We start from the raw sequence: 13,838 nt of genomic DNA on the forward strand, positions 1-13,838 counted from the left end.
GCGGGCCGGCGGCCGAGGTCGGGTGCCGGTCGAAGGTCATCGTGGGAACGATACAGAGGCTGCGCCGTCCCGGCCCGGCGATGCAGCCCGGCAGAGCCCTGCGTGCCCCGGCGCCGGAGGGGGCGGCGCCGGGGCACGGTCTCGGGAGACGCGCCGTCCCCCCGCGGGTGGTGTCCCCGCGGGGGCCGTCTCAGGAGGTGAGCTGCGGACGGTCCTGCGAGGTGCCGGACTCGATCGCGATCGTGCGCGGCCTGGCCGACTCGGCGACCGGGATCCGGAGGCGCAGGACCCCGGCGTCGTAGGAGGCACGGATCCGCTCGGTGTCCAGCCCGTCGCCGAGGAGGAGCTGACGGGAGAACACGCCGTAGGCTCGTTCGGAGGCCACCATCTCCTCCGGCTGCTCACCGGCCCGCGGTCGGCGCTCGGCCTTGACCGTGAGCGTGGTCCGTTCCACGGACAGATCGATCGCGTCCGGGTCGATCCCGGGAAGGTCGAACTCGACCACGAACTCCTCACCGTGGCGCCACGCGTCCATCGGCATCGCCGCCGGCCGCGACCACGTTCCCCCCGGTGCGTCGAACGCCTGCTGTGCCATCCGGTCCAGCACGCGGAAGGGGTCCGTCCTCATCAGCATCGAACATCACTCCTCTCGCCGGGCCGGCGCCGGTCGCCCGTGGTGGGACGCCCCGGCGCCGGCCGCCTGTCCACGGTCGGGCGCGCCGACCGTGGTGGAGACCGCTGGAGGGGCCGGGACGGCGGTCGCGCCCGGCCCGGTGCCTGCACCCTGCACCCCGCTCAGGCGGTGATCTGGGTCCGGTCGGCCGAGTGGCCGCTGTCGACCGCGATCGTGCGGGGCTTGGCTGCTTCGGCGACGGGGATCCGCACCCGCAGCACACCGGCCTCGTACGAGGCCCGGATCCGGTCGGTGTCCATACCGTCGCCGAGCATCAGCTGCCGGGAGCAGACGCCGTAGGGCCGTTCGGAGGCGACCCACTCCACGTCGTCGGCCTCGGCCTGCGTCGGACGACGCTCCACCTTGACCGTCAGGGTCCTGCGCTCCAGGGACAGTTCGACCGCGTCCGGGTCGATCCCGGGAAGGTCGAACTCGACCACGAACTCGTCACCGTGTCGCCACGCGTCCATCGGCATCGCCGCCGGCCGCGACCACGTTCCCGTCGTGTCGAGCGCCTGCGCGGCGAGACGATCCAGGGCGCGGAACGGATCCGTCCGCATCAACATCACGAACCACCCCTCTCCGGGGCCCGCGGGCCCTCGACTCAGATCAACCACATGCCGTGCCGAAGAACTATCCGCCCCGAACGGGCGGATACCTCAACTCTAGAGTTGAGATTTTTCGGTTGTCAAGCGCTGATGTGCGCGTCCGGTCGGCGCCGCTCGATCGCGCGCCCTCCCGCCCGCCTGGCCATCGCCCAGTGATCGTGGAGGATCATCCCGGCCCCCGTCAGCGGAAGCGTCAGCAACGCGACCACTGCCCACACCACGCCTCCAACGCGCGCCCACCGGTCGATCAGGACCGCCGCAAGCAGCACCAGGACGAGCAGTCCGACCCCGACCACCAGGGCGCGCACACTCCTCCACGCCGCGCGCATCACCATCGACACCCTCTCTCTCCGCCGCTATCGCCCCTGACAGCGGATGCTGTATATCTACAGTTACCAGTGTAGTATTTACGCCAGGTCTGCTGCAGGAGAGGAGACGATGTAATGGCCACCTAGGGCTACAGTCACCACATGGGCACTCGTCCAGGTGTGCTGATCGGTGAGTACCTACGACCGGAGCGTCCGCTCACCGGACGACGACCTGCCGTGGACGATGCACATCACCCGGTGTCCGGTGGCACGTAGCGCGAGAGGAGTCCCGGATGGGAGTAGAACGGCTCGACGACCCCGACTACCCGGCCGTCGCCATGGGCCAGGCCGCGCACCTGCTCGACGTCGAGCCGGCATTCCTGCGGAGCCTGGACAGTGCAGGGGTGGTGAACCCGCACCGTTCGGCGGGCGGTCACCGGCGCTACTCCCGCCGTCAGCTCGAGCGGGCCGCCCGGCTCCGTGAGCTGCTCGACGACGGCCACTCGCTGGAGTCGGCATCGACGATCGACCAGCTCCGCACCGACCTGGCCGCCAGCGAGTCGCAGCTCACCGCCGCGAACGCCGAGGTCGACCGTCTCCGTGTCGAGCTCGGCCACACCCGTCCGGCGACATCCGAGCACGCGCCCACCGCGGACGGTCCGCACCAGCCGCTGCCCTTCGATGACTCCGAGTCCTTCGATGATCGCCCGTCCTCCGACGATCGGGAGGTCCCCGAGTGAACGCTGCCCCGACCACCAGCACCGCCCCCCGGACCGCGGGACCCGTCGCGGCCCGCGCCCGCGACGACGCGATCCGGCGGTTGAGCGGCGAGTTCAGCTTGCTCATCATGACCGGGCGACTGACCACCCGCGACGTCGTGACCGCGGTAGAGGACAGCTTGCGCGAACTGACCTTGGCCGGTGCGCCCGTCGCCTGCCTGCCCGAGTTCGTCGAGCGACTGGCCCGGGTACGCCTCGCCGAGGTCACCGACGAGCCCGGTCACACCGTGGGGGGTGGCGGGGACGCGCACACCGACCGGCCGGTGGGCGGGCGGCGGCCGCGAGAGACGGGTGTGCTCGCCACCCGGGCCTCACCGCGGTGAGATGTGCGGTAACAGCGACGGGGGTGCATCGGACATCGTCCGAGGAGTCGCGGACGCGAGTGGGATGTCAACCGAGTGACCAACCGGAACGGATCCGGATGGACCGGTGAAGGGAGCCAGTGGTGGACGAACGGCAGTGGGACGCCGACCGGGACCGGTTCGTCCGCGACTGGACCGACGCCGCGACCGAGCACCGCGAACCCCTGCGCGACCACGGGTTCCCGCTGGGCCCGCTCGGCAGGCAGTTCGCCGTCCTGACCTACAGCCTGCTGGACGCGGCCTCGGTCGGTGACGTGCTGGGCCAGATCGTGGCCGCCACCGTCGGGCTCGTGCCCCGGGCCGAGCGGATCAGCGTGGTGCTGCGGACCGGCGACCGTTTCGACGTGGCCGCCGCACACGGGCCCGGGCCCGCCGAGATCGACGAGCTGCAGCGCAAGCTGCAGGAGGGACCCGCGATCGAGGCCGCGAAGCTGGGGAGCCCGGTACCCGTGCTGTCCCGCGACCTGTCGACGGAACGACGGTGGGCGCGATGGGCCCCGGCCGCCCGCGAACTCGGCGTCGGTTCGGTCCTGTCCACGCACCTGCGGGCCCGGATCGGCGTCGACCGCCCCGGCTCGGAGAACGGATCCGAGCCCGCCCGGGCCCCGTCCGGCGCGCTCACGATCTACACCCGCGAGCCGCACGGGCTCGACGACGTCGACCCCGACCAGGTGCTCCTGCTCGCCACCCACGCCTCCCTCGCCCTGGCGGCCACCCACGCCGGCACGAGCGCGCAGCTGATGGAGACCAACCTGCGGCGCGCGGTCGACAGCCGCGACGTCATCGGGCAGGCCAAGGGCATCCTGATGGCCAGCCGCAACATCGACGCCGGTGCGGCGTTCGACATCCTGCGTCGCACCTCCCAGGACCTCAACGTCAAGCTGTCCGACATCGCCGAGACCCTGGCGACCCGCCACCACGAGCTCGGGAGCCAGGCGACGCCTGCCGGCACCGACAGCTGAGCTTCCGGCCCTGTGCCGACAATGCGCCCGGGCCAAGCCCTGTCGATCAGCACGGTTCCGCTGTGCGTCGAAGACCACCGGCCTCGCCGTCGCCCGCAGCTCCCGGGAGTGCGCCGGCACGGTCCGCGGTACGGATGAACGTCCTGCCTGTGGGTACCCGGTGAGCGTCAGCCGTGCCGTACGGCGGAGGTCTCCGGTGATGGTGACGCTTACCCACACCGACCGGTGGGCGTACCGGCCCGGCACGGTGCACCGGCCCGCCCCCGACACGGCGGGGTCCTGACATGGCGGCGCTGCTGCTCTGCCCGCCCGGCGTCTACCGGCCACAGTCCGACTCGGAGCTGCTCGCACGCGCCATGGCGCAGTCCGGCCGGGCGTCCGGACGCGAGGTACTCGCATCTGCACGGGAACCGGCACCGTCGCGTTGGCCGCCGCACGCAGCGGGGCCCGCTCGGTCAGCGCCGTCGACCTGTCGCGGCGTGCGACCTGCGTGGCCCGGCTCAACGGCCGGCTGCACCACGCCGGACTGGCGGTGCACCGCGACGACCTGTTCGCCGCCGTGCCCGGCCGCCGGTTCGGGCTGATCACCGCGAACCCGCAGTACGGTTGCCGGGATCGTGGGACGGCCCGGTCCGCGTGGTGGCCCGTCGACCGACGTGCTTCCGGTTCGCCACCCGGCGAGGTCATCCCGAAGCAGGGCAGATCGAGTTCGGGCCGGGATGCTGGCCGGGGAGTTGTTGTTCGAGATCGAGTCCTGGGCACGCAGCGGTGACCGTGGCCGACCTGTTCTACGACCGGTTGGGCCTGAGCCAGGAGCTGCAGCTGCACATGTGGGCACACTTCTGTCAGCGCGCGGCGGTCCTCGCCGGAGGCGTCGCGGACGGCGTCGCGGTGTGCACGAACCGCACGGCGTGGTCCGCCGGCACTGCGCGCGGCTGACGCCGGCCCGTACCCGGTGCGTCGCTTGCCCCGGCCTCCGCGACGGCGTCGTCCAGTACGGCGTTGGCTCCGGGGATGTCGAGGCGCTACAGCACCGTCTCGTCGCGGACCCGTTGCATCGCCCACGCCAAATGAACGACAGCGGGCCGTGATGGCGGAGGCGGGCGAGGTGCAATAAAATGAACACCAGTTCATTCAACGTAGTTCACTCGACGGAGCGCGATGCCACGAACCCCGGAGCAGAACGAGTCCCTCCGCGCCGCGACGCAGGAGGCGATCCAGACGGCGGCCGTCCGCGTGTTCGCTCGCCGCGGGTTCGCTGCCGCGAACATGCGGCAGATCGCAGCGGAGGCGGGGCTGAGCACCGGGTCGATCTATCGCCACTACTCCGGCAAGGAGCAATTGTTCGAGCACCTGCTCGCGCAGGCCTCGGCCGGCCTCGACGCCGCGGCCGAGCGGCTCCAGCGCGACGGGTCACCCCTCGTGCTCGTCCGGGACTTCACGATGACGTTCCTCGCAGACATCGTGGGAGAGCGCGGAGCGCTGGAGTTCTTCCAAGTCATCAATCAGGGGTTCCTCACCGACACCCCGCCGGGGACGGCACGGCGGATGGCCGCGGCACAACGCTCCTTCTGGCGGACTTTCGCCGACCTCGTGCGACGCGGCCAGGAATGCGGCGAGTTCGCCGCCGGCGACCCCGAGCAGGTCACGGGGTACTACTTCGCGACGCTGTCCGGCATCGCGACCATGCGGCGGGCCATGGATGACGAGTTCGGCGAGTCCGGCGTCGCACTGGTCCTCCGCCTGCTCACCGGAGGACGAGGGACATGATCGAGATACGCCGGGCCGACGAGCTGGGCGAGAGCTGCCGGCGGAGGACGACCGAGGTGCTCGTGCGTGGATTCGCCGAGGACTTCGCGTACTTCTCCACCGATCCGCAGACGCTGGCCGATGCGTTCGAGCACATGCTCCTGCTCGACCGCTTCGTCGTCGCGCTCGTCGACGGCGCGCCCGCGGCGGTCGCGTCGGTCACCGAAGGCGACCAGGAGTGCTTCGAGCCCGAGCGCAGGGCCCTCCAGCGCAGTCTCGGCCGGTGGCACGGGCTGACGAGCTATTTGATCATCCGCAACCAGTTCCTCGGCGCCTACGACGGGGCGCGGCCGGGCCTCGCCGAGATCGGATTCGTCACGACAGCTCCGTGGTTCCAGGGCACGGGGTCCCCACCGCGCTGATGGAACATCTGCTCCGCCTGACGTTCGAGGAGTTCGTCCTGCGCGACATCAAGGACACGAACGCGCCCGCGCTGGGCCTGTACCGGAAGCTGGGCTCCGTGGAATCGCGCATCCGGCCGGTGCGGTTCACCCGGAGGGCGGGCTTCTCGTCGTACGTCACGATGACGTTCCGGCGCGCCGACGCCGCGCAGACCTGGTCGTCCTAGCAGAGGTCGGAGCGGCCTACGCCCCCGGCGGGGCTTCTCACTCCCTCGCCGGTAGGGATGCCGGCCGGCCCCCCGGGGGGTGGGCTTCACCGGCCGGTCAGGTCCTCGGTCACCGGCTCCCGCTGGCGCCACGGTGACGAGGTAGCCGCGGTCAGGACCGCGACAGCGACTCCATGACGCCGCGTCGGCGTATGCGTCGGCGCAGTGTGGGTAGGACGTGGAGATGGCCGAGAACGATGAGACGGTCACGCTCAAGCCCGGCGAACGTGCACCTGTGTCCGGGTTCTACGACTGCGACGCCGGGGGCGGGCATCGGTGGAGCACCGATGTGAAGGGTCACCCGATGCTGCCGCTGCCCGAGGAGTGCACGGGCGCGGTCTGGCGGCTGGCTCAGCAGCGTCCGAGCTCGTGAGCGCTGCAGCAGCGTCCTCGGGCGAGGCCGGTTCCGCCGAGGGCCACGAGGTCGTCGTCGGGATCCTCGCCGATCCGGATCTCCCGACTGTGGTCGCGGACCGCCTGAACAGCGGTTTGCAGACGCGGCTGCCCGAACGAGTGGCCGACGTGGCGGTGCGGTGGCGGGTCGAGGTCGTGCGCGGCGTTCGAGGCGCACTCGACCTACGAGCGCCTGCTCGACCGGGCCCGCGAACGGGTCCGGACCAGCGACTGGGACCTGGCCGTCTGTCTGACCGACGCACCTCTGCGCGATCGCCGCGGCGTCGCGGTGGCCGAGATCGGTGCCGACGACAGCACCGCGGTGGTGTCGCTGCCGGCGCTCGGCGGCGCCGACCTGGTACGCCGCACCCGCCGCCTCGTCGCACTCCTGGCCACCCACATGGCCGCCGACATCGTCGCCCCCGGCTCGGCGCGGACGCCGCTGCGCGACGACCCGCACCTGCACCGTGCCCGCACGCTGCACGTGCTCGACCCGACCGACCACGACGTCGGTGGCAAGATCGTGCTCGGCCACCGGATCGGCACGATCCGGTTGCTGCTCGGCATGACCCGTGCGAACCGGCCCTGGCAACTGACATGGGGTCTGTCGGCCGCGCTGGGTGGTTCCCTGGCCGGCTCCGCGTTCGGAGTGCTCTACTCCAGCATCTGGATGCTGGCCGACTCCCTGTCGGAGTGGCGGATCGTGCTGGCCTGCGCCGCCGCGATCGCGATCTACGTCGTCTGGATCGTCACCCGCCACGGGCTGTGGCAACCGTCCATCACGCCGGCCCGCCGCGACGACGTGCCCACCACGCTGCGTAACGCCAGCACGCTGCTCACCGTCACGATGGGCGCCGTGGTCTTCTTCGCCACCCTGTTCTCCGGTGTCCTGCTCGCCTGCCTGCTGTTCATCACCCCGGACTACCTGGCCACGAACCTGGGCCATCCGTGCGGGTTCGGTGACTACCTCGACACCGCCCTGATGGCGACCGTGATGGGCCTGGTCGCCGGCGCGGTCGGCTCCGGCCTCGAGGACGAGGCCACCATCCGGCACGCCACCTACGGCTTCCGCGAGCGGCAGCGCGTCGAGGCCCTCGAGCAACAGGCCCACGAGCAGCAGGCCCGCGAGCACGGCGACTCGTGACGACCGCGGCCGGCACGGACGACGGGCCCACGGCACCGGCCGAGCGGGACCGGCGGACCCCCGGGACGCCCTCCCTCAGACCTGCACCACCGTCGTCACAGCGGCCGTCCGGCCGGTGCCGCTGCTCGTCGTCGAGGGTCCGGAACGCCGTTGCCACCGTGTCGTCGGGAGAGTGTGATGCCGGGTTGGGATGCCATCTTCAGCATGAGCGTTCCGGTACTGGAGATCTTCGTCCGCGGAACGCTCACGTTCCTGACACTGACCGCGATGCTGCGCCTCGTGGGTCAGCGCGAGTCCGGTGGCCTCGGGATCACCGACGTCCTGCTGGTCGTGCTCGTCGCCGAGGCCGCGAGCGCCGGGCTGACCGGTGACCGGCTGAGCTCGATACCGGACGGTCTCCTGCTGGTGGCGACCGTCCTGCTCTGGAGCGTGGTGATCGACGCGGTCGCGTATCGATGGCCCGAGGCGGCGTGATCTGAAGGCGAAGCCCAGGCCGCTGATAGAGGACGGTCGGCTCAACCGCCGCGCTCTCCACCGACGACCCGCCTTCGGCGCCGACTCCGTGACTCGACAACGCCCGAGGCTGAGCGGCTCCCGCGACCCGATGACCGCCGGTCAGGGCGGTCGGCATCAGCTCCGCAGGTTCAGCCCGACCCGCTGGAACTCCTTCAGGTCGGAGTAGCCGGTCTTGGCCATCGCCCGGCGCAGCGCGCCGAACAGGTTCGTCGTCCCGTACGGGCTCGCGGTCGGCCCGAGCAGCACCTGCTCCAGGGTCCGGCCCGACCGGACCAGCCCGGTGACCTCCGAGCGCGGCAGCGACGGGTGCGCGGCGGACGAGGTCCAGTACAGCCCACCGGCCGGGGACTCGGTGGCCTCCGCGAGCTGCTCACCGAGCATCACCGCGTCGGCACCGCAGGCCGCGGCGCGGGCGATGTCGCCGGAGGTGCTCATCCCGCCGTCGGCGAGCACGTGGACGTAGCGCCCCCCGGTCTCGTCCAGGTAGTCGCGGCGGGCCGCGGCGGCGTCGATGATCGCGGTCGCCATCGGCACGCCGACCCCGAGCACCTCGTCGGTGGTGGTGGCGGTGGACTGGCCGTACCCGACGATCACGCCGGCCGCGCCGGTCCGCATGAGGTGCAGCGCGGTGCGGTAGTCCCCGACCCCGCCGGCGACGACCGGGACGTCGAGGTCGTTGATGAAGTCCTTGAGGTTCAGCGGCTCCTGGGCCGACTCCTCCTCGGAGGCCGCGCCGACGTGCTCGGCGGAGATGATCGTGCCCTGCACGACGAGCACCTCGACACCGGCGGCTAGCAGCGCGGGGGTGAGCTCCCGGGCCCGCTGCGGGCTGACCCGGGCGGCGACCGTGTGCGAGCCCTCGCGCAACGGGCGCAGCGCCTCGGCGATCAGGTCCTCGCGGATCGGGGCCTGGTGCAGCTCCTGCAGCACCGCGAGCGCCGAGTCGGGCTCGTCGCCGGTCGCGGCCTCGACGACCCGCGCGAGGGCGCCCTCCGCGTCGCCGTGCCGGGCCCAGAGGCCCTCGGCGTTGAGCACCGCCAGGCCACCGAGCTCGCTGATCCGCACCGCCGACGAAGGCGACACGACCGCGTCCGTCGGGTGGGTCACCAGCGGGATGTCGAACCGGTAGGCATCGAGCTGCCACGCGGTCGACACCGCCTTGGAACTGCGGGTCCGCCGCGACGGCACGATCTCGATCTGGTCGAGGTCGTAGGCTCGTCGGGCCTCCCGGCCCATCCCGATCTCCACGAGGTCACGCACGGCCTCACCCTAAGCCGCGCGCTCACGCCGACGCGTCGCGCCCCACCCGTCGTGGGCCGGGCGCCTATCGGGCGGCGTAGTTGGGGGCCTCGACGGTCATCGTGATGTCGTGCGGGTGGCTCTCCTTCAGCCCGGCCGCGGTGATCCGCACCAGCTTCGCCTGCTGCAGCTCCGTGATGGTCTGCGCGCCGACGTAGCCCATGCCCGAGCGGAGCCCGCCGCCGAGCTGGTGCACCACCGACGACAGCGGCCCGCGGAACGGGATCCGTCCCTCGATGCCCTCCGGGACCAGCTTGTCCTCGGACAGCACGTCGTCCTGGGCGTAGCGGTCCTTGGAGTACGAGCGGCCGGCCGCACCGGCGCGTCCCTGCATGGCCCCCAGCGAGCCCATGCCGCGGTAGGTCTTGAACTGCTTGCCGCCGACGAGCACGACCTCGCCGGGCGACTCCGCGGTACCGGCCAGCAGCGAGCCGAGCATCACCGTCGACGCACCGGCCGCGATGGCCTTGGCGACGTCGCCGGAGTACTGGATGCCGCCGTCACCGATCACCGGGACACCGGCCGGGGCACACGCCCGGGTCGCCTCGTAGATCGCGGTGATCTGCGGGGCACCGACCCCGGCGACGACGCGGGTGGTGCAGATCGAGCCCGGCCCGACACCGACCTTCACCGCATCCGCGCCCGCCTCGACGAGCGCCTTGGCGCCCTCGTAGGTGGCGACGTTGCCGCCGACGACGTCGACCTGCTCGCCGACCTCGGCCCGCAGCTTCGCGACCGTCTCGACCACCCGGCGGGAGTGACCGTGCGCGGTGTCGACCATGAGCACGTCCACACCGGCCTCGACGAGGTGCATGGCCCGCGAGTAGGCGTCGTCACCCACCCCGACCGCGGCGGCGACGACGAGCCGACCGTCCGGGTCCTTGGTGGCGAACGGGTACTGCTCGGTCTTGTTGAAGTCCTTGATCGTGATGAGCCCACGCAGCACGTCGCCGCCGTCGACGATCGGCAGCTTCTCCAGCTTGTGCCGGCGCAGCAGCCCCAGCGCGGCCTCCGCGGTCACCCCGACCTTCGCCGTCACCAGCGGGGCACGGGTCATCACCTCGGAGACCGGGCGCTCCTGGTCGACCTCGTAGCGCATGTCCCGGTTGGTGATGATGCCGACCAGCCGGCCGCCCTCGTCGGTCACCGGCACGCCGGAGATCCGGTACTTGGCGCACAGCGCGTCGACCTCGTTCAGGGTCGCGTCCGGCGAGCAGGTCACCGGGTCGGTCACCATCCCGGCCTCGGACCGCTTCACGACCTCGACCTGGGCCGCCTGGGCCTCCGCAGCGAGGTTGCGGTGCAGCACCCCCAGCCCGCCGGCCCGGGCCATGGCGATCGCCATCCGGGACTCGGTGACCGTGTCCATCGGCGAGGACACCAGCGGCACCTGGACCCGGACCCGGCGGGTCACCTGGCTGGACGTGTCGGCCGAACTCGGGATCACGTCCGACTCCGCCGGGAGGAGCAGGACGTCGTCGAACGTCAGTCCGAGCGTCGCGAACTTCTCCGGCAGACCGCCGATCTCGCTCGTCATGTTCCCATCGTACGTCCACCGTCGCGGGGTGGGCCGGGGCCCGACCCCTCATCCGGGTACCGTGTACGTCGTGTCACCAGAGGCGCTGCCACCGGACCCGTTCGCCGGAGACCCGGATGACCCTGCGCGCTCCATGGAGGCGCTGGACGACCACGGCGCGGGCGCGTGGACGGACTCCGGTGACTCGGAGATCCCCCCGCTGACCGAGGCCGAGCGGGGCGAGATCCTGGCCGATCTCGCCGATCTGGCCGTCTACCAGGCCCTGTTGTCCGGGCGCGGCATCCGGGGTGTCGTCGTGGACTGCACCGACTGCGGCGAGCAGCACTTCCACGAGTGGAACCTGCTGCGCGCCAGCCTGCAGCAGCTGCTCGACGAGGGGCGGATGCGCCCGCACGAGCCGGCCTTCAACCCGGACCCCGCCGACTACGTCACGTGGGAGTACTGCCGCGGCTACGCCGACGCGACCCTCGACCACGACAACTGACGGTCACGGGCCGCGACCGGCCCCACGCAGGACGACCTCACGCAGACGAAGGCCCCGGAGTGATCTCCGGGGCCTTCGTCGTGCGTCCTGCCATCGTGCGTACTGCCGGTGGTGCCTGGGTCAGTTCGGGGTGCTGCTGACCGCACCGGTCGAGGTGGACGACGTCGGCTCGGCCGGGTCGCCGGTGCCCTCCCCCGACGCCGTCGGTGTCGTCGACGTCGTGGTCGTCGGGTCGGCCGAGCCCTCGGTGGTCGGCGAGGTCGCCGGCGGCCGCGGGGCCGTCGTCGTGCTGCCGGACGGGCTGGTGCTCTCCGACGGGTCCGTGGTCCCGCCCGGGCCGCCCAGCACCCGCGGGTCCTGGCTGCCCGGCGACGTGCTGCCCGGCGACGGTGAGGTGCCACCCGGGGAGGTCTCCCCCGGCGAGGAGGTGCCCCCCGGCGACGGCGTGCCACCGGGCGAGGTGCCCTCGGGTCCGGTGGAGCCACCGGTCGTGCTGCCCGGCGTGGACGAGCCGGGCTGCGGCGACGGCGACCGGTCCGGGGTGCCCTCGGTGGACGTCGGGGGCGGTGGGGCCGGGGTGCCGTCCTGCAGCGGTGCCCGCGGGTCGGTCGGAGTCCCCGGCGGGGTCTCCGCGATCTTGGCCGAGAGGAACCGGTTCTGCTGGGCGAACTCGTCCCGCATGTCGGGATCGGTCCGGTCGACGAGCGGCCCGAGGGTCGCCAGCTCCCGCTGCGCGCCCGCGATGTCGCCCGCGGCGAGCTTCGCGTTGACCTGCTCGATGCCCGTGCGCAGGTCGGTCGCGGCCTGGACCTGGTCCGCACGTTCGCTGTAGAGCACCTTGCTGACGCCCCACAGCGCATCGCCCGGCTGGGCCTCGTGCGCGCCGATCGAGACGACGGCGAGGGCACAGGCCGCCACCGCGGCGGCGGCGACCAGCGGCCGCAGGAACGAGATCTTCCGCGAGGGCTTCGCCGGCTGCAGCATCTGGACGGCCTCGTCGGTCCCGACGAGCTCCGGGACCGGGTCCCGGTCGACCTCGCCCTTCCAGGACGACAGCATCGCGACCAGGCGGTCGTCGACGTCGTACCCCCGGTTGCCCGGGACCGAGACACCGAGACCGGACGAGAGCGCGTTGATCAGCTCGTCGTCGGCCTGCAGCTCGACCAGGTCGACCGGGCCCTCGTCGTCCGCCTCGTCCAGACGGTTCCCGACCGGGCGCCCGTCGGCACCGCTGTGGTGGGAGTAGTCATGCCCGTTCGCCCCGCCACCCCGCTCCGGACGCGGCTCGCCGAACCGGCCGCGGGTGACCGACGCCGGCGTGCCCTCCTGCCCGTCGTCGGAGGGTGGGGGCGCGCCCGGACCGTTCGGATCCTGGTCACGCATCCCGGACCACCTGCTCATTCATGATCTTCCGCAGCCGGGTCAGCGCCCGGTGCTGAGCCACCCGGACGGCGCCCGGTGTGGAGCCGACGGCTGCCGCGGTCTCCTCCGCGGACAGCCCCACGACCACGCGCAACACGATGATCTCCCGATGCTTCTCGGGGAGGACCTCCAGCAGCCTGGACATCTCCTCGGACAGTTCGACCTGAAGGGCGCGGGCCTCCGGGCCGTCGGCCGACTCCATCCGTTCCGGCACGTCGGCGACGGGCTCGGACCGGTTGCGGGACGCCGCCCGGTGCGCGTCGATCACCTTGTGCGACGCGATGCCGTAGACGAACGCGAGGAACGGGCGGCCCTGCACCCGATAACCCGGCAACGCCGTGAGCACGGCCACACACACCTCCTGAGCGACGTCGTCCGCCGAGACGGACCCTCGATCCACCCCGAGCCGTGCGCGGCAGTAGCGCACGACGAGGGGCCGAATCACGGTGAGAACGCGCTCGACCGCGGATCGGTCGCCGGCCATGGCGGCTTCGATCCACTCGTCGGGTACGTCTCTTGATTCACTCATCGTGGGGAACCGTCCAGGCGTTACGAGTCCGCGTCAGTGTCATCCGATCGTGGAGGCAACCCGCGTGACGGCAGGTGGGACCACGGTGTGTCCACCGTATCCGAGCGCCGACCGTCCCCGGGAATCGCTTCACACCGGGTCGGACGTCCGTGCGGAGCGACGGGTTGCCCGTCGCCGCGGGTGCGCGCGGTCATCAGGCGGGCACGGTCGGCGAGCGGTCCGCGTGGACGCACGCGGCGCGCCGGGCCGGCGGCATGAGGATCGTCACCGCCGTCGGGCCGGTCGTGGACCGCCCGGCGCCGGTGGTGTCCGCTTCGGCGCCGCCGGAGATCGGGATCCCGGGGAAGCGTGTGACGTCAGAGGCGAGAGTGACTGATGGTGCGGCCGTGGCGGGAGGTGACTGTTC

General features: G+C 72.1%; 19 protein-coding genes. 12 read left to right on the plus strand and 7 right to left on the minus strand.

Translation table 11 applies throughout. The features are described from left to right. Positions 1–190: 190 nt before the first annotated feature. The 3 genes from BM093_RS21605 to BM093_RS21615 all read right to left on the minus strand — a co-directional run bounded on the left by BM093_RS21605 (position 191) and on the right by BM093_RS21615 (position 1,622). Positions 191–634 carry an Hsp20/alpha crystallin family protein gene (locus tag BM093_RS21605; RefSeq protein WP_093347845.1) on the minus strand — a complete coding sequence of 148 codons (444 nt, stop codon included), beginning with the start codon at positions 632–634 and terminating at the stop codon, positions 191–193. Positions 635–795: 161 nt separating this feature from the next. Beyond that, positions 796–1,239 (minus strand): Hsp20/alpha crystallin family protein, encoded by a 444-nt coding sequence (locus BM093_RS21610; protein ID WP_093348083.1) that lies wholly within the window; start codon positions 1,237–1,239, stop codon positions 796–798. Positions 1,240–1,361: 122 nt separating this feature from the next. Then, entirely contained in the window at positions 1,362–1,622 is a 261-nt protein-coding gene (locus BM093_RS21615; RefSeq protein WP_093347848.1) for a hypothetical protein, read from the minus strand. Between the two features lie 260 nt (positions 1,623–1,882). On the opposite strand from BM093_RS21615, the gene BM093_RS21620 reads away from it, so the two are divergent. From BM093_RS21620 to BM093_RS21655, 11 genes are all read left to right on the plus strand, one after another. Beyond that, positions 1,883–2,329, plus strand: coding sequence for a helix-turn-helix domain-containing protein (locus BM093_RS21620; RefSeq protein WP_093347851.1), 447 nt, complete (start codon positions 1,883–1,885; stop codon positions 2,327–2,329). Then, positions 2,326–2,691: a hypothetical protein gene (locus BM093_RS21625; protein WP_093347854.1), complete on the plus strand. Its 366-nt coding sequence runs from the start codon at positions 2,326–2,328 to the stop codon at positions 2,689–2,691. The genes BM093_RS21620 and BM093_RS21625 overlap by 4 nt, the downstream gene beginning before the upstream one ends. A gap of 122 nt (positions 2,692–2,813) precedes the next feature. After that, a complete protein-coding gene (locus BM093_RS21630) occupies positions 2,814–3,692 on the plus strand; it encodes a GAF and ANTAR domain-containing protein (protein WP_245773691.1) in 879 nt (292 codons plus the stop codon). A gap of 397 nt (positions 3,693–4,089) precedes the next feature. Next, a complete protein-coding gene (locus BM093_RS38550) occupies positions 4,090–4,464 on the plus strand; it encodes a methyltransferase (protein ID WP_483880040.1) in 375 nt (124 codons plus the stop codon). Continuing rightward, on the plus strand, positions 4,461–4,631 hold the full coding sequence (locus BM093_RS36090; RefSeq protein ID WP_177238625.1) for a hypothetical protein: 171 nt from the start codon (positions 4,461–4,463) through the stop codon (positions 4,629–4,631). Before BM093_RS38550 ends, BM093_RS36090 begins: the two co-directional genes overlap by 4 nt. Before the next feature lie 222 nt (positions 4,632–4,853). Continuing rightward, positions 4,854–5,462: a TetR/AcrR family transcriptional regulator gene (locus BM093_RS21635; RefSeq protein ID WP_093347857.1), complete on the plus strand. Its 609-nt coding sequence runs from the start codon at positions 4,854–4,856 to the stop codon at positions 5,460–5,462. Continuing rightward, positions 5,459–5,863, plus strand: coding sequence for a hypothetical protein (locus BM093_RS21640; protein WP_218162860.1), 405 nt, complete (start codon positions 5,459–5,461; stop codon positions 5,861–5,863). Before BM093_RS21635 ends, BM093_RS21640 begins: the two co-directional genes overlap by 4 nt. Next, the gene (locus tag BM093_RS36710; protein WP_218162861.1) at positions 5,863–6,069 is read left to right on the plus strand and encodes a hypothetical protein; all 207 of its coding nucleotides are present in this window, start codon (positions 5,863–5,865) and stop codon (positions 6,067–6,069) included. Before BM093_RS21640 ends, BM093_RS36710 begins: the two co-directional genes overlap by 1 nt. Before the next feature lie 223 nt (positions 6,070–6,292). Beyond that, a complete protein-coding gene (locus BM093_RS21645; RefSeq protein ID WP_093347860.1) occupies positions 6,293–6,481 on the plus strand; it encodes a hypothetical protein in 189 nt (62 codons plus the stop codon). Between the two features lie 309 nt (positions 6,482–6,790). Beyond that, the gene (locus tag BM093_RS21650; protein ID WP_093347863.1) at positions 6,791–7,645 is read left to right on the plus strand and encodes a hypothetical protein; all 855 of its coding nucleotides are present in this window, start codon (positions 6,791–6,793) and stop codon (positions 7,643–7,645) included. Between the two features lie 204 nt (positions 7,646–7,849). Beyond that, positions 7,850–8,119 carry a DUF421 domain-containing protein gene (locus BM093_RS21655; RefSeq protein ID WP_143105470.1) on the plus strand — a complete coding sequence of 90 codons (270 nt, stop codon included), beginning with the start codon at positions 7,850–7,852 and terminating at the stop codon, positions 8,117–8,119. 156 nt (positions 8,120–8,275) lie between these two features. Here the strand turns inward: BM093_RS21655 and BM093_RS21660 are convergent, their stop codons facing one another. Both BM093_RS21660 and guaB read right to left on the minus strand, forming a co-directional pair. Continuing rightward, positions 8,276–9,421 carry a GuaB3 family IMP dehydrogenase-related protein gene (locus BM093_RS21660; RefSeq protein ID WP_093347869.1) on the minus strand — a complete coding sequence of 382 codons (1,146 nt, stop codon included), beginning with the start codon at positions 9,419–9,421 and terminating at the stop codon, positions 8,276–8,278. A gap of 64 nt (positions 9,422–9,485) precedes the next feature. Then, a complete protein-coding gene (guaB, locus tag BM093_RS21665; RefSeq protein WP_093347872.1) occupies positions 9,486–10,997 on the minus strand; it encodes an IMP dehydrogenase in 1,512 nt (503 codons plus the stop codon). Positions 10,998–11,067: 70 nt separating this feature from the next. Between guaB and BM093_RS21670 the strand changes: the two genes are divergently transcribed. Then, on the plus strand, positions 11,068–11,481 hold the full coding sequence (locus BM093_RS21670) for a DUF5319 domain-containing protein (protein WP_245773692.1): 414 nt from the start codon (positions 11,068–11,070) through the stop codon (positions 11,479–11,481). A gap of 120 nt (positions 11,482–11,601) precedes the next feature. On the opposite strand, the gene BM093_RS21675 is transcribed toward BM093_RS21670, so the two are convergent. Together BM093_RS21675 and BM093_RS21680 are read right to left on the minus strand one after the other, a co-directional pair. After that, positions 11,602–12,864 carry an anti-sigma-D factor RsdA gene (locus BM093_RS21675; protein ID WP_093347878.1) on the minus strand — a complete coding sequence of 421 codons (1,263 nt, stop codon included), beginning with the start codon at positions 12,862–12,864 and terminating at the stop codon, positions 11,602–11,604. Then, entirely contained in the window at positions 12,857–13,432 is a 576-nt protein-coding gene (locus BM093_RS21680) for a sigma-70 family RNA polymerase sigma factor (RefSeq protein ID WP_093347881.1), read from the minus strand. Before BM093_RS21680 ends, BM093_RS21675 begins: the two co-directional genes overlap by 8 nt. Positions 13,433–13,838: the final 406 nt, after the last annotated feature.

It is taken from the genome of Pseudonocardia ammonioxydans (assembly GCF_900115005.1).
Classification (GTDB): Bacteria; Actinomycetota; Actinomycetes; order Mycobacteriales; family Pseudonocardiaceae; genus Pseudonocardia; species Pseudonocardia ammonioxydans.

Bases quoted from the DNA above. Each gene is read 5' to 3' on its own strand.
- BM093_RS21605 (WP_093347845.1), bottom strand. From the start codon at position 634: ATGCTGATGAGGACGGACCCCTTCCGCGTGCTGGACCGGATGGCACAG.
- BM093_RS21610 (WP_093348083.1), bottom strand. From the start codon at position 1,239: ATGTTGATGCGGACGGATCCGTTCCGCGCCCTGGATCGTCTCGCCGCG.
- BM093_RS21620 (WP_093347851.1), top strand. From the start codon at position 1,883: ATGGGAGTAGAACGGCTCGACGACCCCGACTACCCGGCCGTCGCCATG.
- BM093_RS21635 (WP_093347857.1), top strand. From the start codon at position 4,854: ATGCCACGAACCCCGGAGCAGAACGAGTCCCTCCGCGCCGCGACGCAG.
- BM093_RS21640 (WP_218162860.1), top strand. From the start codon at position 5,459: ATGATCGAGATACGCCGGGCCGACGAGCTGGGCGAGAGCTGCCGGCGG.
- BM093_RS36710 (WP_218162861.1), top strand. From the start codon at position 5,863: ATGGAACATCTGCTCCGCCTGACGTTCGAGGAGTTCGTCCTGCGCGAC.
- BM093_RS21645 (WP_093347860.1), top strand. From the start codon at position 6,293: ATGGCCGAGAACGATGAGACGGTCACGCTCAAGCCCGGCGAACGTGCA.
- BM093_RS21655 (WP_143105470.1), top strand. From the start codon at position 7,850: ATGAGCGTTCCGGTACTGGAGATCTTCGTCCGCGGAACGCTCACGTTC.
- guaB (WP_093347872.1), bottom strand. From the start codon at position 10,997: ATGACGAGCGAGATCGGCGGTCTGCCGGAGAAGTTCGCGACGCTCGGA.
- BM093_RS21675 (WP_093347878.1), bottom strand. From the start codon at position 12,864: ATGCGTGACCAGGATCCGAACGGTCCGGGCGCGCCCCCACCCTCCGAC.
- BM093_RS21680 (WP_093347881.1), bottom strand. From the start codon at position 13,432: ATGAGTGAATCAAGAGACGTACCCGACGAGTGGATCGAAGCCGCCATG.